The 20,951-nt window shown below is 47.2% G+C and carries 19 protein-coding genes; 3 read left to right on the top strand and 16 right to left on the bottom strand.

What is annotated here, in order from left to right; genetic code table 11:
• Positions 1 to 102: 102 nt before the first annotated feature.
• From V6669_RS12775 to V6669_RS12735, 9 genes are all read right to left on the bottom strand, one after another.
• Positions 103 to 1,101, bottom strand: coding sequence for an ABC transporter substrate-binding protein (locus tag V6669_RS12775; protein WP_338594136.1), 999 nt, complete (start codon positions 1,099 to 1,101; stop codon positions 103 to 105).
• Between the two features lie 181 nt (positions 1,102 to 1,282).
• Positions 1,283 to 1,654, bottom strand: coding sequence for a hypothetical protein (locus tag V6669_RS12770; protein ID WP_338594134.1), 372 nt, complete (start codon positions 1,652 to 1,654; stop codon positions 1,283 to 1,285).
• Between the two features lie 22 nt (positions 1,655 to 1,676).
• Positions 1,677 to 2,339 (bottom strand): 3'-5' exonuclease, encoded by a 663-nt coding sequence (locus V6669_RS12765; protein ID WP_338594132.1) that lies wholly within the window; start codon positions 2,337 to 2,339, stop codon positions 1,677 to 1,679.
• A 61-nt stretch (positions 2,340 to 2,400) separates the two neighbouring features.
• Positions 2,401 to 2,979 carry a histidine phosphatase family protein gene (locus V6669_RS12760; RefSeq protein WP_338594131.1) on the bottom strand — a complete coding sequence of 193 codons (579 nt, stop codon included), beginning with the start codon at positions 2,977 to 2,979 and terminating at the stop codon, positions 2,401 to 2,403.
• A complete protein-coding gene (locus V6669_RS12755; protein WP_338594129.1) occupies positions 2,976 to 5,198 on the bottom strand; it encodes a class I SAM-dependent methyltransferase in 2,223 nt (740 codons plus the stop codon). Before V6669_RS12755 ends, V6669_RS12760 begins: the two co-directional genes overlap by 4 nt.
• A 241-nt stretch (positions 5,199 to 5,439) precedes the next feature.
• Entirely contained in the window at positions 5,440 to 6,252 is an 813-nt protein-coding gene (locus tag V6669_RS12750) for an aminoglycoside phosphotransferase family protein (protein WP_338594128.1), read from the bottom strand.
• 13 nt (positions 6,253 to 6,265) lie between these two features.
• Complete coding sequence (locus V6669_RS12745) at positions 6,266 to 6,856, bottom strand: GNAT family N-acetyltransferase (RefSeq protein ID WP_338594127.1); 591 nt, start codon at positions 6,854 to 6,856, stop codon at positions 6,266 to 6,268.
• Between the two features lie 8 nt (positions 6,857 to 6,864).
• A complete protein-coding gene (locus V6669_RS12740; RefSeq protein ID WP_338594126.1) occupies positions 6,865 to 7,311 on the bottom strand; it encodes a RidA family protein in 447 nt (148 codons plus the stop codon).
• Positions 7,308 to 8,210, bottom strand: a complete 903-nt coding sequence (locus V6669_RS12735; protein WP_338594125.1) for an AraC family transcriptional regulator — start codon at positions 8,208 to 8,210, stop codon at positions 7,308 to 7,310. Before V6669_RS12735 ends, V6669_RS12740 begins: the two co-directional genes overlap by 4 nt.
• 127 nt (positions 8,211 to 8,337) lie before the next feature.
• On the opposite strand from V6669_RS12735, the gene V6669_RS12730 reads away from it, so the two are divergent.
• Together V6669_RS12730 and V6669_RS12725 are read left to right on the top strand one after the other, a co-directional pair.
• Positions 8,338 to 9,627 (top strand): Gfo/Idh/MocA family oxidoreductase, encoded by a 1,290-nt coding sequence (locus V6669_RS12730; protein ID WP_338594122.1) that lies wholly within the window; start codon positions 8,338 to 8,340, stop codon positions 9,625 to 9,627.
• A 170-nt stretch (positions 9,628 to 9,797) separates the two neighbouring features.
• On the top strand, positions 9,798 to 11,453 hold the full coding sequence (locus V6669_RS12725) for a hypothetical protein (protein WP_338594121.1): 1,656 nt from the start codon (positions 9,798 to 9,800) through the stop codon (positions 11,451 to 11,453).
• A 171-nt stretch (positions 11,454 to 11,624) separates the two neighbouring features.
• Here V6669_RS12725 and V6669_RS12720 read toward each other — a convergent pair whose 3' ends face one another.
• Positions 11,625 to 11,969 carry a hypothetical protein gene (locus V6669_RS12720; protein ID WP_074094737.1) on the bottom strand — a complete coding sequence of 115 codons (345 nt, stop codon included), beginning with the start codon at positions 11,967 to 11,969 and terminating at the stop codon, positions 11,625 to 11,627.
• Between the two features lie 123 nt (positions 11,970 to 12,092).
• Here V6669_RS12720 and V6669_RS12715 point away from each other — a divergent pair, with 123 nt between their 5' ends.
• Positions 12,093 to 12,515: a hypothetical protein gene (locus V6669_RS12715; protein ID WP_036608832.1), complete on the top strand. Its 423-nt coding sequence runs from the start codon at positions 12,093 to 12,095 to the stop codon at positions 12,513 to 12,515.
• 199 nt (positions 12,516 to 12,714) lie between these two features.
• Here V6669_RS12715 and V6669_RS12710 read toward each other — a convergent pair whose 3' ends face one another.
• From V6669_RS12710 to V6669_RS12685, 6 genes are all read right to left on the bottom strand, one after another.
• The gene (locus V6669_RS12710; protein ID WP_338594119.1) at positions 12,715 to 15,888 is read right to left on the bottom strand and encodes a bifunctional cytochrome P450/NADPH--P450 reductase; all 3,174 of its coding nucleotides are present in this window, start codon (positions 15,886 to 15,888) and stop codon (positions 12,715 to 12,717) included.
• A gap of 298 nt (positions 15,889 to 16,186) precedes the next feature.
• Positions 16,187 to 16,741, bottom strand: coding sequence for a glutathione peroxidase (locus tag V6669_RS12705; protein WP_338594118.1), 555 nt, complete (start codon positions 16,739 to 16,741; stop codon positions 16,187 to 16,189).
• A 215-nt stretch (positions 16,742 to 16,956) separates the two neighbouring features.
• Entirely contained in the window at positions 16,957 to 17,682 is a 726-nt protein-coding gene (locus V6669_RS12700) for an LUD domain-containing protein (RefSeq protein ID WP_133384452.1), read from the bottom strand.
• Positions 17,672 to 19,192 carry a LutB/LldF family L-lactate oxidation iron-sulfur protein gene (locus V6669_RS12695; protein ID WP_338594116.1) on the bottom strand — a complete coding sequence of 507 codons (1,521 nt, stop codon included), beginning with the start codon at positions 19,190 to 19,192 and terminating at the stop codon, positions 17,672 to 17,674. The genes V6669_RS12700 and V6669_RS12695 overlap by 11 nt, the downstream gene beginning before the upstream one ends.
• Positions 19,189 to 19,917, bottom strand: a complete 729-nt coding sequence (locus tag V6669_RS12690) for a (Fe-S)-binding protein (RefSeq protein WP_338594114.1) — start codon at positions 19,915 to 19,917, stop codon at positions 19,189 to 19,191. Before V6669_RS12690 ends, V6669_RS12695 begins: the two co-directional genes overlap by 4 nt.
• A 271-nt stretch (positions 19,918 to 20,188) precedes the next feature.
• A complete protein-coding gene (locus V6669_RS12685; RefSeq protein WP_338594113.1) occupies positions 20,189 to 20,950 on the bottom strand; it encodes a DeoR/GlpR family DNA-binding transcription regulator in 762 nt (253 codons plus the stop codon).
• Position 20,951 lies beyond the last annotated feature (1 nt).

Genomic DNA, 20,951 nt, shown 5'->3' with positions numbered 1-20,951 from the left:
TGTTCATCTTCCTTAACTGAGAATTGTTATCATTTAAAACAGTGTATACGAAAAAAGAAAGCTCTTCAACCCTGGCTGAAGAACTTTCTTATGGGATAATACTTATGGAGTCATTTTTTCCAACAGATCATCAATTTTCATCGAATTCGCTGTAATCGCACCTGATTGCCAATGTGCTCTTTCCATGATGTAAACCTGATTGTTCTTAACGGCCGGAAGAGATTTCCACAATTTGCTGTCAAGTACCTTCAAGGCTTCCTTGTTCTCAGGAGAAGACCATTCTCCATTGGAAGGGAAAATAATAAGATGATCCGCATCAAGTTGCGGTACGGCCTCTTCAGACAGAATCTCCTGGTATTCCTCCATCTTGCTAACCAGAGGATGAGGTGTTAGACCAAGCTCGGAATAAATAAATCCGGTGAACCGATTCTTCACACCGAACAACGCCAGTGTGTCATCGTTAACATTCAATCGGACAACTGCGACGGTCTCGTCTCCAACCGCTTCCTGCAACTTCGCCTTAGCATCTGCAACCTTGGCTCCGAATGCCCCAGCAACTTCTTCACCCTTTTCCGGTTTACCCACAACATCGGCAATGGTTTTCAAAATTTGATTCGAATCCTGCAACACGCTCTCAGGCAAACGATACGTCGGTGCCACCTTGGAATACATCTCATATTTCTCCGCATCCGCTCCACCATCTACAATAATAAGATCCGGATTATATTCCAACAAAGCCTCAATACTGCCTGTAGTATCAAATTTCGGAACATCCAGTTCTAAATAATCCTGCACGCCCCACAGTGGATTATACCACTGCACTACAGGTGTAATATCGAGCGCCTTCAGATAATCTTCCACATATATTCCAGCAATCCGCTGTGGTTGAACCGGAATCGTCACATCTCCAAATTCATCCTGTACAACTCGTGTCGCAGGCTGTGTCTCGGTTCCAGTAGTATTTTCTCCAGAAGCTGCACTTTCAGTTGCAGGAGTCTGTTCCGCATTCGTTGCGGTATTTGTACTACATCCTGAAATAACCAGACCCATGAGCAGTAATGTAATCGCCCATCCTTTGAAACCTTTAACTAAACCTACCATGTTACCCTTCACCCCTATGTGATCTGTTGATGTAACCGTGAGAATGTTTCACATATAATGATTATCATTCTCATTTATTGCTTAGGTGAATTGTAACTCATGCTTCAGCCGACTCACAATGTACATTTGATGTTGTTTTTTTATACAAACGAAAACAACCCTGTTGGTCCTCCCCCGCTTATCACAGGGGCAACCTGCCTTGACGATAACTTTCCAACAGCTGATCCACAAAGAAATCGTTCGCCGTACCCTGTAACAATGCAGCACCAATTAAACCCATATCATCACTCACATACCCCGCTAACTCAGGTTCGCCGGTAAGAGCCAAGGTCTGTTTGAACGCCTGTTCCCTGCATGCGCGCAGCACCTCTTCTTCAGCCACCGCTGTAACTCGAGCCCATCGTTCAAAAGCTTGCATCCACTCGTCAGCAAATACAGAGGCATCCCTTTCGTCCAGGTAAACTTCCACATCCAGTCCTTCGAATGTCTGCTGGGTCAGAATCCGTCCCTCGTTAAGATCCAACAGTAGCTTCTCCACATCCGTTCTGCTCATTGATCTCTCCTCCAGTTCCTTATCATGTCAGATACATCTCTGGTATAACGAAACGTTTCATCATCTGCTTGGGGTCGGCAGTAAAATGATTCAATTGAAGTTTCTCATATTCGCTAAGAATACATTCAAAGATATCAGCGATCACACTACAATCTGCCAAAGCATTGTGCCTGTGAATTCCATCTGTATTCAGATCGTAATACCGAATCAGAAAATCCGTTGAGACGACCTCGGTAATCTCAGGATGAATATAGGTAAACATCGCTTTTGTATCCAGCACCGGGTTAGTCAACATCGGGAGACCATACTCATCACAATGCCGCTTCAAGATGGGCAAGTCATATTCATATCCGGCTTGTGTCACAAGAACGTTATCACCGATAAATTTCTGAAAATTCTGAAATGCTTCTACGAACGACGGAGCTTCCAACATATCCTCATTCGAAATGCCTGTTAATTTGGCCACAGGTTCTGGTATAGGTTTGTTCGCACGTGCAAGTGAAGAAAATGTTGTCTTGCATTGTTGACCTCTCTGGTAATGCATCGCACCAAATTGAGTCACACTCTCCACCACAGGATTAATGCCTGTCCCTTCGAGATCAAATATGCAGTACATTCTATCCTGTAATGAAGATACGCTTAGATTTTCAATAAAGTATGTATCAGGCAAAAGCGTAATTTTCATCCGTCCAACTCACTCCTCTCCACTATCATTCTGGCAAATGCATTTCTCATATATAACTCTGTCACTCCCACAATCGGGTGACCTGGACCAACTTGCGCGTTCCATCAAACCGCAACTTAAAAATATCCGGCATCGTAGTACTTTCCCAAAAGTCATACCCGTAGGAAGAATCATAGTGTTGTAAAATAAGTGTCATTACATCTCCATGGGTTCCGATGACTACCTTGTGACCCACATGTTTATCCAAAATTTTCTCGATTACCGCTACTGCCCTTGAGCGAGCCTGTGCACCAGACTCCCCACCTGAATACGCATACGTAGGATCACGGTACAACTGCTGCTTGGCTTCACGAAAATTAGCATGCTTCACATCTGAACTCGACAACTGGCGTTCACGCAAATCTTCCTCTGTCACCACAATTCCATCTGACCAATCTGCCAGAATCTGAATCGTATCTACCGCTCGCCTGTAGGGGCTAGAATAAAACAGTTGAATCTGCTCCCCATGGAGCAGACTGGCAACCGTTCCCGCATCTTGATGACCTTGCTCTGTCAGTCCACGCTCGCGTTCCTGTCCTTCAACATATCGAGACTCCGCATGTCTGACAAAATACAAAAACGTACTGGCCTCACTCATCATTCATCCGCCAACCCTTTTTTCTTCTCAATGACAATCAGGCAGGTACTGTCTGGCAAAGGCGCAGGCTCACCATTTTCCTTCATGAAGATCATTCGTTCTCCAAGTGCTTCCGTGTAACCCTCCTGAAGGAAATGTCGTAACGTAATAATGTCGGCTTGTTCACCCAGCGCTTCTCGAATACAGTTCTCATAGGCTGTTGGCGTGAATATACCGAACTGCTCCTGAATTTCATGGACGTATGCCTCTTCGCCCCACGTATAGGTGTAGAGAAACTCCATTGCATCGTTGATCGGCAATACGACCTCATTGTCTGAGACCCGCTCATATTGAATTGCACGTCCCTGAAAATCCTCTGCATACCGCTCCAGCCAGCGCATCCCATCCGGTTCCAGAAAACGAATCCGGCGCTTCTGTGCCTCCGGCTCACTCATGATGCCATCCCGAATCAGAATTCTTCCTCCAGGTGACAGCACACGGAATGAACTTCTCAGCGCTGCTACAACCGTATCAGAATTAAATCTTCGACCGTCCAGTTCAATATATGAATATAGTTCATGCAGAATGGATGAAAAAATAACCGTATCCACAGTGCCCGGCTGCACATATTGCTCCAGTTGCAGGGCATCGCCCTTCATCACTTGCCAGCGATGTCCCTCACGTTGTTTTTTGCGTTCCAGCGCTTCAATGACATTGGCTGAGATATCGATACCTATCGGCTCCACTTCAGGTTTTTCCTGCTCAATCAGATCCAGCAGAATTCCTCCACCTGGACCGATATCAAGTACTCGGTTACCAACGATATAGTCGAGCAGTACTTTTTTGTAATCACCGGAGCTGTTCATATCGGACAAATACGTCTCTTCGTTGTGGAAACGATCATACGCATCCCGGCGTAATCCGAACAGGTCAAATAACAGCAGTACAGCCTTCTCGTATAATGGTGACTTTTCCGCTTCAATACAGAATGCAATCAGCTTCTCAGCCGCTGGGGAAAATTCGAAGGTCACAAACAGTGTATCGGGCAGATCCGTATGACGTTCAATGCGATGGGTTAGATGGGGATAGACGATCTGCTCCCCTGCCGTAATCTGTTCCCATGTATACTGTTCCAAATATTTTTCAATCATTCGTTTCTTGTAAATATTGAGCTTCTTGACGCCTTTGTAGTCGTAATACATCGTATTCATCAATGGTTCGAAGCTGATATGGCGAACGATTTCAGATCGACTCTCCATGGATGTTGGATGCATGCTCTCGCTGTGAAGTGTCAACAGGAACACTTTTACCATCTCCTGCAACGAAAAATCCTGCATGGCAGACTCCACATACCACAGAGTACGATGAGCCAGCGGAGCCAGCGCCTGTTCTACATCCAGTTCCGTTTGGAGCTTGGCGTAAGCCTTATCCATAGCTTCTCCCTGCCGAATGGATGAACTTCTTAAGCGGGATAACCGTTCCTTCACGCTCCAGTCCTCATGATCCGGTCCAGCGATAATCCAGCCTACAATTCGCTGTACCTCAGCCTGAACCTGAACCCATAACGCTGGATCAACGCCAGCAATAATGCATTCATTTAATGCCATCAGTATGGTGTGCAGTTCATCTGTAGTAAGCCATCCTTTGACGATCAAGGCGTGAAGCGGAGCATTCTCGGCAAATGGAATCTCACCGCGTATGTATTGACCAATAAGTCCATGTGTAGCAACTAGAGTACGTATAATCTCATGCCTTGGAGTATGTGTATTCAGCGCATCATGCTCGCTTATATCCGCATTGTTACTTTGAGCACCACTCGGAGAAGCAGGTTGATATATACTCGTCTCCTTGGTCTTACCGATGTCATTATCCAGGTGCTCTGCCCCTGCGTATAGATCATATAACTGAGCGGACCCCACATTATGTACAAACAGGTTAACGCCCTGCTTTTGCCATACCCGCCGCTGCTCCCGAGATCCGGCCTTCGCCGTCTCTGACCAGATTAATACGTCCTCCAGAATTTCTCGCACCCAAAAAGAAACCTGAAGCTCCTCCAGTACGTGAAGTGTACGCTCGGTGTAATCCAGTACTGGATTTGTTCCCTCAAGTTCGGCAATGGAATGAATGCGTTCGAGGTTAATATGGGGCTTCTCCGCTGCTGCCAGCAGTTGCAGCCATTGCTGCTGGTCTTCCGGCGTGTTTCCTGACTTGTATAATTGTATGGCCTTTAATGAATGCAGCATGAATAAGTCCCCTCTTTCTCTACCCTTATATATATAAAATCATTGGATTCGTCTATAAAAGTTGAACTAATTATTAACACGATAACGGAGAGGACAGAAAAAACCTGAAAAAGCGAAGCGCTCGCCTTTATCCCCGGATTTTCCCCTTCGGAAAAGGGAATCAAAAAAATCTGGGGATAACAGCGATTGAAAGGTTATTCTGTCATCGTAGTGTTAGTGTAAATAATATGTAATTCAACTTTTATAACCGACGAATTCGATCCTGAACAAACTTGAGCAGCTGTTCCACCTCTTGAGCGGGCAAATCCTCGTCAAGACGAGCGGCAGCAACTGGCAGCATCCAGGACTCTATTGCTTCACGTGTAATCCCGGAAAGTTGCATATAATGATGGATGTAATATTGGACCAGCGATTCACGAGCCGTTTCAAAACCCATTCGTATAGCAGGATCTGTATCTTCCGGTAATGTGCCGCTCATTAATATTACCCAGCTTCGAGCCACATCACCCGCAGGATCACCGGACATACCAGTCATCCAATCGATGACCCAGTATTGATCGCCGGCCTCACTGAGCATAACATTATCAGGGTGAAAATCGCCATGACAGATCTGCTGTTGATCAGGCAATGTTGTTAAGTAAGAAAGGACTCGCGCTTGATCGTCCTCCGACAATAATCGAACATTGCGAATCGCTCGCGATAAAATCTGCTTCTGTAAGGGAAGTGTCCCTTCATCATCTCGCTCACAATGAAGTCTGTAATGGCAGTCAGCCATTTTAATCGCCAGCTGCTCCAGCAACTCCGGTTGCTGAATGATAAGTGTTAACAGGGTAGTCCCCTGAAGTCGTTCAAAAACAATCCCTGCTCGCGATGTAGTATGTTCCATCAAGGATACTGCCTGTGGGACGGGGAGTCCTTTTTTGTATGCCAACTCACTTATTCTAAATTCATTTTGAACTGCTTCGAGTGGAAAATCCATTCGATATAACTTCATAATGTGCTCGTTCGAATACGCATAGATTTCCGCAGTTCTTCCCTGACCAATTCGCTCCATATCTATCCTCCCTTTAATGGAACTCACTGCCTCTGACTTTGGAGAAAACCATACAATCAACCAGCGTACCTGTACTGTTCCGCCGCATCTTGCGCAGTATACCTTCCAGCGTATAACCCGCTCGTTCGGCTACTTTGGCACTTCGCACATTGCGGGCATCACAGCGGATCTCCAGCCGATTCGCCTCCAGATGAGTAATGGCAAATTGCTCAATGCCTCTCACCGCTTCTGTCATCAACCCCTCACCAGCTCGCGATGTGCGAATCCAGTAACCGATCTCAAAACAGCGTGCATTCCAGTCGATGCGATGTAACCCGCTGCTGCCTACGAATTCATCCGTATGTCTATCACGCAAATGTAACATCATGTCGGTACGCTCAAGATATTTAAGCCTTGCTTTGCGAACAGTCACTTCAGACTCTTCCAATGAAGGGATTTTCTCGGCAAAAGGCAACCACAACCGCAGTTGCTCCACACTTTCACGAACCGCTTCATTCATGGCCTGGCCATCCCCCCACTGCGGTGCTCGAATCGTGAGGCGTTCCGTATGGAAGCTCTCGGGTATCGTTAACATGATCGGATTAAATGAAGACGATTCTGTCATCGTTATACCTACTCCTCTACCTGAAAAATAGAATCAATGATCAGCGGCAAATTATCCCTTACGGATACTGCACCGAATACTGAACGTGCGTGGATTCCCTGTTCCCCGAATACCTCCATCATCAGATCCGAGAACCCATTCAGCACCTTATGATGTTCCTGATATGAAGCGGACGCATTGATAAAGCCCTGCACTTTAACCACTCTCTTCACCCGATCCAGTGAACCCAACACATCTTGAACGACAGCAAGCACCTCCAGTCCAGCGTTCCGGGCAAAATCATATCCCTGCTCTGTTGTGAAGTCTGATCCCAGTTTGCCACGTTCGGAGGTATCCGGTCCTTTCCCCGATACGTACATGATTCCATTAACTATAACGGCATTGGCATATTTCGCTGCGGGCGCGCTGGCCTGTGGCAAAATGATCCCCAGTTCATTTAATCTCGCTTCAATCATCGTCCATTCTCTCCCTCATTTACGGTCCTCACGGAACCCGATTCCTTGTATTCCTGCCTATAGATTCTTGGTGATACTTGAACGGTACGCTTAAACATCTTGCCAAAATGAGAGAAGTTACTGAATCCTGCAAGCCAGGCGATATCCGTAATGGATTCCTCACTTTCTCGCAGCAAACGCTGTGCTTCCTTCACCCGTAACAGGTTCAGATAATCACTGAAGGTAAAGCCCGTCGTTTGTTTGAACAATCGACTCAGATAATGCGGACTAATACGAAACATGCCCGCCACCTCCGGTAATGTCAGTGGTTTCTGATAGTTCTCATTCAGGTAACGTACAACTGCTTGTGTCTTGGGATGAAGAACCGGCTCACGATCATCGGAGCTTAACCTGCCCAGGTGTTGATTACGATAGGCATGCAGCAACAATTCAATAGCCCGGTGACGAAGCAGCAGGTTGCTTCCAGGTTGAGGACAAAGCATTTCATCCACCATTTCGCTAACCATCCGCTCTAGAACCTCCGTGACCTGTGAAGGAAACCTTACAATGGGAATCTCCCAGCTGAAGGGCTCCTTCAAGGCTTCAACTAACTCCATTGAAATTGCCATGGCTGCAAAAAGCTCAGGCTTCAAATACAGCACCATCCGCTCATGGTCAGGCATGCCACTCTCCAATGTTTTATGAACCGTATTTCGGTCAACAAACACCAGATCACCAGCCTTTACCCGGTAGGTCCGGTCCTTAATGAAATAGATACGCTCGCCAGACAACAGGTAATACAACTCATAATGATCATGCAGGTGGTCATCCGTCATCGAGAAATATCCAATGCGACGATCATATTCGATATGTAGTAAATCCGTGGGATCATGAAAATCTGCACTGAAAGGTTCTGTCATGTCGGCCTCTCTCCTTTCCATAAATTATAGCAAAATATGCGGCATTTGAAAGCGGTTACGCATAAAATGCGGCGAAAGAAGTACTCCCTTGTTATAGTCTAGAGCTATATTCAAGGAGGCGATAGACATGAGTAACAAGAAACGTTATGTATTAGTCGGAACTGGCGGCCGCGCCGAATTTTTTTATGGTGCTTTGACCCGGGATTACAGGGATACATCCGAGCTTGTCGGCTTTTGCGATATAAATCAAGTCCGTATGAACTACGCGAATCAACTGTTAAAGGAAAAGTACAATTATCCCGAGGTACCCACCTATACTGCAGATCAATTTGATCAGATGATTGAAAACAAGAAGCCTGACTATGTCATCGTAACGAGTGTTGACCGCACCCATCACAAGTACATCATTCGTGCGATGGAACTGGGTTGTGACGTTGTCACCGAAAAACCGATGACCATCGATGAGGAGAAATGTCAGGAGATTCTGGATGCCGTCAAGCGGACTGGCCAGAACGTCAGAGTAACCTTTAACTACCGTTATGCACCGCACCATACTAAGATTCGGGAACTTATTTTGAATGACACTATCGGGAAAGTTACTTCCGTTCACTTCGAATGGTTGCTGAATACCCGCCATGGCGCGGATTATTTCCGCCGCTGGCATCGGGACAAGCGTAATAGCGGCGGACTGCTCGTTCACAAATCCACGCATCACTTCGACTTGGTGAATTTCTGGATTGGCTCGCAACCGGATACCGTGTTCGCATTTGGTGATCTGATGTATTACGGCAGAGAAAACGCAGAAGAACGCGGTGTAACGCAGTTCTACAACCGGGCAACCGGCAACCCGATCGCAAAGGATGACCCTTTTGCACTGCATTTGGATTCGGATGCTCATATGAAGTCCATGTATCTGGATGCCGAATCAGAAGATGGTTATCAGCGGGATCAGAGTGTATTTGGGGATGGCATCAACATTGAGGATACGATGGGTGTTCTTGTGAAGTATCGGAACAAAGCCATTCTGACCTACTCCCTCGTTGCCTACCAGCCATGGGAAGGTTACCGCATTGCCATTAATGGCACCAAAGGCCGGATTGAAATGAACATTGTGGAGCAATCCTATGTCAATTCATTGGGTGATAAAAGTAAGGAAGGTGCATTGATCGGTAAAACATTGCGGGTTCTTCCAATGTTTGATGCGCCATATGAGGTTGAAGTGGAAGAGAAAGCAGGTGGACATGGCGGAGGTGACCCGGTTCTGCTGAATGATCTGTTTGGAGAGCCTGTTGAAGATCCGTATCATCGCGCTGCTAACCATGTGGACGGTGCCAGATCCATTTTGACGGGTATTGCGGCCAATCGCGCCATCGCCACAGGCTTGCCTGTCAACGTCAATAATCTGGTTCGTTTCTAAGTCTCTCAGGTCTGCACTACATTAATAATTTCATTTAAAGGCTGCGCATATTTCGCAGTCTTTTTTATATTTTTAACATTAATCTGCACGCAAGTTGACTCGGACTTCTATAACGGGACCGTTCGAATCTTTGAATCGAATCAATAAGCAGACGCTGTGAGGAGGAACATATGACAGAAGAGATACTAAATCGGCTGCGCAACATTTCGATGATGGATCAAGTTCAGCCAGTTAAACCGGAAGATCAGCAGTTATTACAAGAATGGCATGCGTCGGGTATCCGGTTTGCGGCATCGGGCGGACAACTGGAAGCTACGTATTATGCAGCGGTGGAGAATTTGCTTGCTTGTATCCTGCCCATGGGAGACAACGACCCTATTTTACAAGAAGGTGGCATCTATCTGGGATGTTGGTTAGAGAGCACAGGTACCATCAATGCGCAGCTGCTGTCTCGCCTGCTGCCTTCCGTGTCCGAAACAACGTACCTCTCATTTGCCAAGCAGCAAAGAGCAGATGGATTGCTCCCGTATAAACTCACGGCAAACGGACCCTCTTTCCGGCAAATCCAGTTGGTCACTCCGCTGGCACGCAGTGTATGGAACCACTATCAGCTTCATGGCAATCATGGGAAGCAGTCGCCTTTCCTGAACACGATGTATAAGGCTATGGTTCGTTACGATGAGTGGATTGCACGCAACCGTGATACCCGAGGAACTGGCTGTGTAGAGGCCTTCAGTACGTTTGACACCGGACATGACTTATCCCCGCGATTCTGGCATGTTCCGGATACACCTTATATGAATGATGCTTCTGCCTATCATCCGGATTCTCCGATTCTGCCTTTTCTGGCACCGGATCTGACCGCCAATATCTATTGTCAGCGCATGTATCTGTCCCGCATAGCTGAGGAGCTGGGGGAATCAGGAACGGATTGGAAAGCAAAAGCCGAGTCCAGCCTGGAAAGTCTCTTCCGTTATTGTTACGACGAACAGGATATGTTCTTCTATGATCGGGATCGCAATGACGAATTGGTCAGAGTCCAATCCGATGTGCTGCTCCGCGTAATGGCCTGTGAGGTGGGCAACCGTGAATTGTTCGATAATATGCTGCGTCGGTACCTGTTGAATACAAGCAAGTTTTTCGCTAAATACCCGTTTACATCGATTTCAATGGATGATCCCAGATTTGATCCCTTTTCCTCCTATAACAGCTGGGGAGGGGCAACCAATTTCCTGAGTCTGATTCGGGCGCCACACGCATTCGAGTATCATCATCGATATGTGGAGCTAACCTGGGTAATGCAGCCTATCTTGTCCGCTCTATCCAAAGATAAGCGATTTGGTCAGGTACTAAGCCCGTGGACCGGAGAACAAGGTTTTACCGAGACGTACTCACCCTCCATCCTCTGTCTCCTCGATTATGTGGAGCGATTATGCGGAATTATGCCTGTTGGATCGAATCAGCTCTGGTTTACCGGACTGCTCCCCATCGACATGGATCATGGTGAGATCGTATCTGGCAACACGGCTTATAGCCGAAAAGTCAACGGAGTAGGATATGAATTGGTCAACACGCCTGATCGCATGACGGTATATCTAGAAGGCAAGGTTTATCTGGACGGCCCGTCAGGGATTCGGCTTGTAACGGATCATAGCGGACATCTAGAAGGCGTTATTGGAATGAGCGTTCGCACCGTCGAGGGGGAGCTTTACTATCAAGGGGAGTGTATCCCGATTCAGATCAAAGGAAATGAAATGCAGCGTTACGCTGATGGAAGTTTGAAAACTGAACGCGATATTGGCATCATCCATCCTACGTATCGTTAATTGTTTGTATGCAAAAAGCGCAAGTTGCCGAGGTATACTTCCCTGCACTTGCGCTTTTCCCTTTTGCGCGTTTATATTTCTTTATTTCTTATTCAAAAGGACACAAGATAGAAATTGACTACCACTGCGGAAATCATTCTCTCTCTGGTTACAGAGGAGATGAGTTTCACCTTACACCTTCCGGTTCCACGCCGGGTGACGATAAAATTCAATCGTATCAATATAATTTACCGTGAAATGCTGTTCCACATCCGACAAGTTCAACAGTTTGCGGTCGATTTGCTTCATCCCCATGACCACATCGTGCCTTAGCAGGTCCATCGCAATTTTGCCTACAAACCCGCCTTCCATCTCTTTATGTTTGGCACGGAACTCTTCATTGTAGATCAGTTCAGGCGTGAATGCAGCTTCAACGAATGCATTAACGAGTGTAAGCTCATTGCCATCCATCTGTACTGCCAGATAATAATTGCCACGCTCATCCTTAATGAGGTCTTTATACATTTCTACGATCATTTGAATCACTCCTCTATTATAAAAGAAACCCCGTTAGCCTTAGCGAACATGGGCTATCAAACGTACACCTTCCGACCCCGTGCCTTCATATACTAGGTACAAATGGCGAACGGAGGAATACTTATGAGCTGGCAGCATCTCCATACCGGAAAAACACTTCAGCAGCGCCTGGCAGAACTCCAGGGGCACCTTGCAGAACTGAATACTCCACTCTCCGGGTTGGAACCGGGACGTATTCGTCGTGTCTATCCAAGGCAGTTTATCAAAGTAAACCGTCAATTATTCATTCCACTTAGTCTGAATTCCATTCGGGTATTCGATATTCCTCGAACACGGCGAGGCGTGAGAGTGGGAATCCGCACGACTTTCCCTTCCAGGAATGCATTTAACAATATCAGACTTGTGGGTGTGGGACTGGATTATCTTGAACTCCAGGGAAAAGGCAGAGTCCCTTCCCGTATATTATTTCCTCTCTCCAGCGTCGAGTCAATCTATCGGCCAACCACCGGAAGAAAAAACCTGAAACGGCCTTGTAGGCGGAAGTAAAGCTGGTTCTTTTCGCAAGCCATACAATGGTTCCCGAATGTCTGCATACGGGTGCTCCCTTCCAATATATAATTATAACCCATGCAACCACTTATCTGCTGAAGAATCATTTTATGTCAAAAAGCGGTGAGAACAGAACTGCTTCTGTATCTCACCGCTCAGCCAGTTACGGATCAAGCTGACCCTTCACATGTCTATATCAGATGCCTGTCCATACATCCTTGGCATAACGACCTTCCTGCTGAAGCTGATTAAGCCAATCTTCTGCTTCCTTCGCGGACTTGCCATGAATATCAGCGTATGCCTGCTGGAGTGTAGCTTCCACATCAGGTGCCATCTTGCTGCCATCACCGCAGATATACAGATGTGCACCCTCTTCAAACAAAGGAATCAGGTAACGAGCATCGTCTCTCATCAGATGCTGTACATAACATTTCTCCTCCCCGTCTACACGGGAGAAGGCCGTATGAAGCTTCACAAGCCCTTCTTGCTGGGCTGCTTCCAATTCATTTTTGTACAGATAATCATGCTCGGGATTCCGGCATCCAAAGTACAGGTGGGCTTCGCCAACCTCTTGACCTTGTTCCTTCAATACGTGCCTTGCCTGCAAGAAACCTCGGAATGGAGCAACACCCGTACCCGGCCCTACCATAATGACGGGAACCTGTGGATCCTCCGGCAGTTGGAAACCCGATTCCGGTGTCCGCGTGAACATGACGATCTCGTCACCCGCTTTCAGGTTAGCCAGATAGTTGGACGCAATGCCTTTGTATTCTCCCTGCCCACTCCATGCTGGGGCACGCACAACACTCACCGTAATACTCGCTTGATCGGGTTGAACACGTGGTGAACTGGAGATCGAATAATATCTGGCTTTCAGTGAAGGCAGTAATTCAAGGAAACGCTCAAACGGCAGTTCACATGCCTCATATTTCACCAGATAATCCAGCATGGAAATCCGTTTGTTCCGCACTTCGTCCATATACACAGATTCATCTAGCAGCGCTTCAAGTTCCTTCTTATGCGGTGGACATACGGTGTATGCTGCCATTTCTCTCAGTTGCGCACGAGTTGCCGCTTCCTGAAGCTCGACGCTATGACTAAGCAGATCATACAGGTTCACCGGTTGATGCAGCGGCAGATGCGCGGCACTGCGACCGGATGCATCCAGAACAAGATGCTCCGTTCCCGTGAATCCATAACGACGCAATACACGTTCCACCAGCTCCGGTGGGTTCTGCGGCAGAATACCCAGGTGATCCCCTTCCTTGTAGGTTATGCCTTCAGGCAATTTGATCTCCAGGTGACGTGTGCTTCGTTCACTGCCCGCGTCGTGAAGCTCCCTGTTCTCAAGTACTTCTGCCACATGGGCATCATACGTATCCGCAAGCGGTGTTACGGCGAGCCCACTGACAAACTGTACAGATAGTGAACTGCGTTCGCTATTGGAGCTTGTGTTCAGTTTCAGTCCCATCGTTCGTGCGAGATCTGGCCATAATTGCTCTGTCCAATCCCCCACCTGTTTCTCGAAATCTCCGCTAGCATCTGACTCACCCAGCGGTGATAACCGCTCTGCTCCTCTGGAAGATAACTGTTCATCTATTAAACGCGGAATACGCTGATAGGTGCTGGCCCAGTTGTGGTCACCACATCCAAGAACGGCGAAACGCACACCTTTGAATTCATTCGCATCTGCATGTTCGATCCACTCGACAAACATCTTGGCATTACTTGGCGGCTGACCGTTATAGGATGCACTGACAATAATGACGGCACCTTCCTTTGGCAGTTTGCCAACACGATCATCCAGCGCAGCGACCTCACTCCGGAAACCCTGATATCTGGCGGTATCCGCAATTTCACGCGCAATGCCTTCAGCGGTACCCAGATTGGAACCGTATAGAACAAGCATCGGTGTGTGGTGAGCATTGGCTGCATCCGGCTCCGTTCTTTTGGCAACTGGCTTTGGTTCTTCTACCGCTACACCCGGAACGGACATGACTGGCTGCCCGCCACGCGCACGTACACGAATTGTGAAGTTATCCGGTTTGAGCGTCAGCGTTTCTTTCACTTTTAACTGATAATCAGAATGATCTATGAAGTCAAAATGCTTCAATACCATACCCAGCACCAGTGTTGCTTCCTGAAGTGCAAACTGCTGACCAATACAGGCCCGTTGACCGTTACCAAAAGGTTTATAGGCATCATGCGGCACTTTGCTCGGATCTTCGAACCGTTCCGGGCGGAATTCCTCTACGTCATCTCCCCAGGCTTCGCGGTCACGATGCAACTTGGGAATAAGCACACTGACGCTGTCTCCTTTTTGCAAAGGATATTGACCCGCAAGTACGGTGTCCTCTTTTGCATACAGAGAAAATGCCGGGGCCGTCGGCCATAACCGCAATGCTTCATTCAAAACCATACGAACGTACTTCAGATTGCGAACCTGGTTGTACGTGGGAACCGGATCTTTCAGTATCTGATCCACCTCAGCTTGGGCTTTAGCCAGCGTATCCGGATTCTTCATCAGATAATAAACAGCGAAGGATAACAGTCCACTTGTGGTCTCATGTCCAGCGATCAGGAATGTAATAATCTGATAACGGATGTTCTCATCATCCAGCGTTTCTCCTGTCTCCGGGTCTTTGCCGCTGAGCATGTGGGACAACAGATCATCTGCGCCTTCCTGCGGTTTCTCTTTGCGTTCGGCAATAATGTGATCTACCAACGAGAACATCGAACGGATATCCTGTTCAAACTGTTTCTTTTTGGTGATCATCAGCTTGTCTTGCAGACGCAGTCGCTGCAATGAACTCATGGATTCATCCAACGCCCGAACCATGCTCGTAATGAATGGATGTGGTTCCTCCCGGTAGAAGCTGTTAAACCGATAGTTGAACCCACACAAGCCAATTGTGTCAAGCGTAAGACGTGTCATATCATCCGGAACGTTAACCGTCTCATCCGGATTCAATCGTGACCATTTCTGAACCAGCTGCACAGCCAGATCAATCATTTTGTTGTGATATCCCTGCATCGCACGTTGACTGAAACTTGGCAGCAGTACGTTGTGGGCTTTTTTCCAATTCGGTTCTTCGGTCCAACTCGTAAAGAGTCCATCTCCTGCAAAAGCACGAACCTTCGCAAGGGGTGCCCACACCCGTTTGTCGAATTTGGATTCATCCGTTACCTCAGCGACCAGCTCGTGACCGGAAATATACAATTCACTTCGCCCAGGGTACTCCATACGAAAGATCGGTCCATATTCTTCAGCCAGTTTCACCAAGGATTGCACTGGTTCTTCAAAGTTCAATTGCGGCAAATTGCCCAGTGGACCAAATGTTTTTGGTTGAGGCACTGAAATTGGTGGCATGACGCTCACTCCTTCTTTCCAAGTTAAGAGTTCTACAACTAAAAATAATGACTTGATTTACAGACGCGATTACACTTACTCTTCAGATCAACAGATTCAAGTTATTTTTTGCACATTTTCATATTTCATCCAGATAACGATAAAACCATCAAAGAACTAACTGACCGAAATGGTATATTGGTCATTTTTGATTAAAAAAAATGGAGGACTTCGTTATCTTCTTTTACCCTAACATTTCCAGTTCTAATCTTCAACAGTCCCAAAGTCATAGGACCTCAGGACAGGGATTTAGGTATACTTATAATTTCTTTAACAGAATCTGAATAGCCGACTCCATCTCTAATGGAGCAACTGTCGTTTCATAACGGCCATGGACGTTCCCACTGCGGTCAATCAGGAATTTGGTGAAATTCCATTTGATCCCGTCTCCTTGATACAGTTCTGGATGCTTCTCCTTCACAAAAGTGTCCATCCACTGTCCTTCCTTCGTGTCCAGATCATAGCCTTCAAACGGCGCTTCTTCAATCAGATAACGGAACAAAGGATGCATCGATTGCCCCACAACCTCAACCTTCTCGAGGATCGGAAAGGATATCTGAAACTGACTTCTACAATACTCGGCAATCTCAACGCTACTGCCAGGTTCTTTCTCGTTAAACTGGTTGCATGGAAACGCCAGAATCTCCAGCCCCTGTTCACCATATTTCTTATACATCTGCTGAAGTTCACTGAATTGCCGGGAGTAGCTACACCGACTTGCTGTATTCACAATAAGCAGAACTTTCCCTTTAAAAGCAGAAAAATCACCTTCGTGGCCACCCATAAACGGAACTTGGTAAGAAAATATACTCATCTGTATTCATCCTCCTCTTTCTCTTTTGTATCTCATATGAATTCTATCTTGAGATGGATTATACACCTCTATTATTAATAGGTTAAATATATAATTAATATAATCTTAATAGTTTCTGACTATAATAGACAAAATAAAAAACTGCCCTCAGCAGACGAATTCTGCATCTAGGACAGTTATCAAAATCATGATGCGCCATCACGTTCAACACACCGTTAACCCATAATTAAACCATATACAATGCCTGGTCCGTGTACCCCAATGGTTAAATCATTTTCAATATCGGAAGATCGGCTTGGCCCTGAAATAAAGTGGATGCCTGCTGGAAGGTTTTCTCTTCCCGCTTCGTCAAATCGATCCAGCGTCTCACCCAGTCTGGTGTACAGTCGATCTACTGGAATAATGATGATGAGTACCGTAGGCAACAGACTCACTGAACGACCTTTTTCCGGTGAAGAAAGTACAGTGACCGAGCCTGTGTATGCTGTCGCATAATCTGCCATGACCACACCGATATCCGCCTCAGCTGCCCGAGCCTTCCAGTTCTCATCCGCCTGACTATTCCACACTGAAATCTGCACATCCGGAAGCTGCTCTTCCAATCCAAGATCTTGTAACGCCTGTTCATTTTGGCGAATGATATATTTGGCACTCAGCTCATGAGATTTGGTGGCAATAAATCGGGACACTTCTTCCATGTTTTGAACCCGGGCAATGTGTGCGCCTACACTCACAAAGTTATCTGTAAATGCTTGAATACGCTTCTCTTCATCCCATTCCAGCCCAGTCCAAAAGTCGGGTGCTCCCCGAAAGGGTTGGGTCGGCGCATGTCGTTGCCTTGGTCTTCTCAATTTCGAAGCAATGTCATTCATGAACTGCTCCTGTTTCTCCATGGACTTCTTCTCCAATTGCGCGAGCCATTGCTGATGTTCAGTGACCATGCTTAGTACCCTCCCCTTCTTCTCGTTCACGAATAATCTGCTCCATGCGACTGCGAACGGAAGAATCCATGGCCGGTTGCTCTTGGTTCAGTTCCTGATCCAGCTTGTTCCATTGTTGCCGGAAGGATTTCTTGGCGAGACTTGGGGCAACCCGATAATTGTTCCAGCCTTTGAGAGGACCCAGCTTGAGTGAAATGCCGTTGTTGCGTACAACTGCCTTCTGCCCGATCTGTCCCAGACGTATGGCCGCACTGAAACGTTTGGAATTGGATACAACGGCGGCAAATCCCTTCATGCCCATGCTTTCCATTTTGTTTCCATGTCCGTCTTCCACTTTACGCCTGCGTAGATAAACGAGCATATCATGCAATGGAATTTTAACTGGACATGCTTCATAACAGGCTCCGCACAGACTTGAAGCACCCGCAATATCGTTCCATTCATCAATGTTGCCATTGAGTGCAGGTGTCAGTACCGCGCCAATCGGACCACTGTATGTTCCGCCGTAGGCATGACCTCCAATATGACGATATACCGGGCAAGCATTCAGACAAGCACCACAGCGAATACAATTCAGCAACTCCTGGAATTCAGGATCACCGAGTTGAAGTGATCGACCATTGTCCACGATAATAATGTGCATTTCATCTGGCCCATCCGCATCCGCCGTACGGCGAGGACCTGTGATGCCTGACATGTACATTGTTAGTTTCTGACCTGTTGCGGAGCGTGGCAACAAGGTTGCCATGACCTCCAGATCCGTCCACGACGGGATGATCCGCTCCATGCCCATCAGTGTAATCTGCGTTTTCGGAACAGTGGATACCATACGGGCATTGCCTTCATTTTCGAACAAAACCATGGAACCTGTCTCTGCAATCGCAAAATTGCAGCCGGTCATGCCGATATCTGCTTCCAGGAATTTCTCGCGCAGCTTTTTACGAACAAATCCGGCAAGTACCGTTGTGTCCGGCTCCAGAATTTCACCCGCTTCCTTCGATAACAACTCTGCAATCTGATAGCGGTTCTTATGGATCGCTGGAATGACAATATGAGACGGGGCTTCGCCTGCCAGCTGAATAATGTATTCACCCAAATCAGTCTCAATGGCTTCAATGCCCGCCGACTCCAGCACATGATTCAGATGTACTTCCTCCGACACCATCGATTTGGATTTCACTACCGTAGAAGCTTGTTTGTGCGCCGCAATATCCAATGCAATCGCCGCTGCTTCCACCGATGTATCTGCAAAATGAATATGAACCCCGTTCGCACGGGCGTTATTCACAAATTCATTCAGATAATAATCCAGATGCGCAATCGTATGCAGACGAATCTGACGGCCACGCTCCCGCCATTCATCCCAATTTCCATGTTCTTCTGAGGCAGATTTCTTCCCGTTACGCAATCGTTCTGTCGTAAATTTGACCGCTTTACGCAGAAAATCATCATTCAAGGCCAGTCCGGCACGTTCTTTGACCGTAGTATCCATCACTCCCGGTTGGCTCATCCTGTTTGCACCCCCTCATACAGTAGCTCCGCCAAATGCATCACACGCACCGGTTCATTCCGATAACGCAGATTACCTGCAATATTCATCAGACAGGCCATGTCCAGCCCAACCAGCACTTCGGCTTGTGTCTCTTTGACATGATCGACCTTCTCCGTCACCATCGCTCCTGAAATATCGGACATTTTAATGGCAAACGTACCCCCGAACCCACAGCAATCCTCAGCAAATGGAAGTGGAACCAATTCCAGACCTTTTACTTGGGACAGTAGCGCCATCGGCTCATCCTTCACACCCAGCAGACGGCTGCCGTGGCAGGATGGATGATAGGTTACTTTGTGCGGAAAATGTGCGCCCAGATCGGTTATCCCGAGTACCTGAACAAGGAATTGAGTAAACTCATAAGCTTTGGCTTCCAATCGTTTTGCCTTCTCCAGCCAGACTGGTTCATCTGCGAACAGTTCGGGATAATGATGAATCATATACGTACACGATCCGGATGGACAGACTACAAAATCACTATCGTCAAACGCTTCAAGAATTGTCTTGGCCGCTACCCGAGTCTCGTCCCAGTACCCGCTATTGTAGGATGGCTGACCGCAGCAGGTCTGAATCGGCGGAAAATCCAGCCGAACGCCATGAGCGGCGAGCAATCTGACCATGGCTCCCCCCACTCGGGGATAGATGGCATCGCTGAGGCAGGTAATGAATAAGGAGACCTTCATAATTACACGCTCCTATTAACTGTTTAGTAGATGAATTGACTAAGAATATTTACACTGGACACTCCGATGACAGAATAACCTTCCGATCGCTGTTATCCCCAGATTTTTTAATTTACTTTTTAAAGGGTAAAATCCGGGGATAAAGGCGCAGTATATGCTTCCGATGCAGCTTTCTTTCAGAAAGCTTATAGCTTCGCTTCTTCAAGTTATTTCTGTCCTCTCCGTTTCGTGTAAATGTTTAGTTCAATTTATATAGATTAAATCTGAAAGATTAAACCGTGATGATACCAATATCGTATCCGCTCAAACGTTCTGTCTGTTCAGCCTCCATTGGCTGATCGGTAACGATCGTATGGACTGCATTTAACCCGGATACTCGGGCAAAAGCACGGACACCAAATTTACTGGCATCTGCAAGTAAGATGACCTGATCGGATATGCCAACCATCTTCTGCTTCAGCCTTGCTTGAAGTTCATTGGATTCACTGATTCCGCCACCTTCGAGATGTACACCTTTGCACGACATGAACATTTTATCCACGTGATACGTTTCCAGAGAACGCTCCGCGAGTGGCCCAACAAAAGACAACGAGCGCGATGCCAACTGGCCCCCTGTTGAGATGACCTCAACCTTGTCACGGCTACTGAGTTCAGTGGCGATTTGGATCGAGTTGGTTAAGACCGTTAGCGGAAAATCCTGCATATTCGCTGCCATGTAACCTGCCGTTGTGCTGGCATCCAACAGAATGCGATCACCCGGATTAATCATCGCCAGAGCCGCTTGTGCAATCCGCTTTTTCTCTTCCGCATGGGTTGTCTCCCTGATCCGGTAAGGGATCTCCGGTTGATCTTCCTTTACACTCACTGCACCACCGTGAGATCGGCGTAGTCGTCCTGCCTGTTCCAGGCGATCCAGATCCCGCCGGATGGTTTCCTCCGTCACCCGGCAGCGCTCACTAAGCTCGGATACACGCATACTGCCCTTTACGTTCACCATCTCCACAATCCGGTCATACCGCTCGGCTGCCAGCATG

Source organism: Paenibacillus sp. Y5S-9, from assembly GCF_036894235.1.
Classification (GTDB): Bacteria; Bacillota; Bacilli; order Paenibacillales; family Paenibacillaceae; genus Paenibacillus.
This window is presented reverse-complemented; position numbering and strand designations above follow the sequence as displayed.

What these genes read in the sequence shown, in the direction of transcription:
- V6669_RS12775 (WP_338594136.1), bottom strand. Translation starts at nt 1,101, where the DNA reads ATGGTAGGTTTAGTTAAAGGTTTCAAAGGATGGGCGATTACATTACTG.
- V6669_RS12770 (WP_338594134.1), bottom strand. Translation starts at nt 1,654, where the DNA reads ATGAGCAGAACGGATGTGGAGAAGCTACTGTTGGATCTTAACGAGGGA.
- V6669_RS12765 (WP_338594132.1), bottom strand. Translation starts at nt 2,339, where the DNA reads ATGAAAATTACGCTTTTGCCTGATACATACTTTATTGAAAATCTAAGC.
- V6669_RS12760 (WP_338594131.1), bottom strand. Translation starts at nt 2,979, where the DNA reads ATGATGAGTGAGGCCAGTACGTTTTTGTATTTTGTCAGACATGCGGAG.
- V6669_RS12755 (WP_338594129.1), bottom strand. Translation starts at nt 5,198, where the DNA reads ATGCTGCATTCATTAAAGGCCATACAATTATACAAGTCAGGAAACACG.
- V6669_RS12750 (WP_338594128.1), bottom strand. Translation starts at nt 6,252, where the DNA reads ATGGAGCGAATTGGTCAGGGAAGAACTGCGGAAATCTATGCGTATTCG.
- V6669_RS12745 (WP_338594127.1), bottom strand. Translation starts at nt 6,856, where the DNA reads ATGACAGAATCGTCTTCATTTAATCCGATCATGTTAACGATACCCGAG.
- V6669_RS12740 (WP_338594126.1), bottom strand. Translation starts at nt 7,311, where the DNA reads ATGATTGAAGCGAGATTAAATGAACTGGGGATCATTTTGCCACAGGCC.
- V6669_RS12735 (WP_338594125.1), bottom strand. Translation starts at nt 8,210, where the DNA reads ATGACAGAACCTTTCAGTGCAGATTTTCATGATCCCACGGATTTACTA.
- V6669_RS12730 (WP_338594122.1), top strand. Translation starts at nt 8,338, where the DNA reads ATGAGTAACAAGAAACGTTATGTATTAGTCGGAACTGGCGGCCGCGCC.
- V6669_RS12725 (WP_338594121.1), top strand. Translation starts at nt 9,798, where the DNA reads ATGACAGAAGAGATACTAAATCGGCTGCGCAACATTTCGATGATGGAT.
- V6669_RS12720 (WP_074094737.1), bottom strand. Translation starts at nt 11,969, where the DNA reads ATGATCGTAGAAATGTATAAAGACCTCATTAAGGATGAGCGTGGCAAT.
- V6669_RS12715 (WP_036608832.1), top strand. Translation starts at nt 12,093, where the DNA reads ATGAGCTGGCAGCATCTCCATACCGGAAAAACACTTCAGCAGCGCCTG.
- V6669_RS12710 (WP_338594119.1), bottom strand. Translation starts at nt 15,888, where the DNA reads ATGCCACCAATTTCAGTGCCTCAACCAAAAACATTTGGTCCACTGGGC.
- V6669_RS12705 (WP_338594118.1), bottom strand. Translation starts at nt 16,741, where the DNA reads ATGAGTATATTTTCTTACCAAGTTCCGTTTATGGGTGGCCACGAAGGT.
- V6669_RS12700 (WP_133384452.1), bottom strand. Translation starts at nt 17,682, where the DNA reads ATGGTCACTGAACATCAGCAATGGCTCGCGCAATTGGAGAAGAAGTCC.
- V6669_RS12695 (WP_338594116.1), bottom strand. Translation starts at nt 19,192, where the DNA reads ATGAGCCAACCGGGAGTGATGGATACTACGGTCAAAGAACGTGCCGGA.
- V6669_RS12690 (WP_338594114.1), bottom strand. Translation starts at nt 19,917, where the DNA reads ATGAAGGTCTCCTTATTCATTACCTGCCTCAGCGATGCCATCTATCCC.
- V6669_RS12685 (WP_338594113.1), bottom strand. Translation starts at nt 20,950, where the DNA reads ATGCTGGCAGCCGAGCGGTATGACCGGATTGTGGAGATGGTGAACGTA.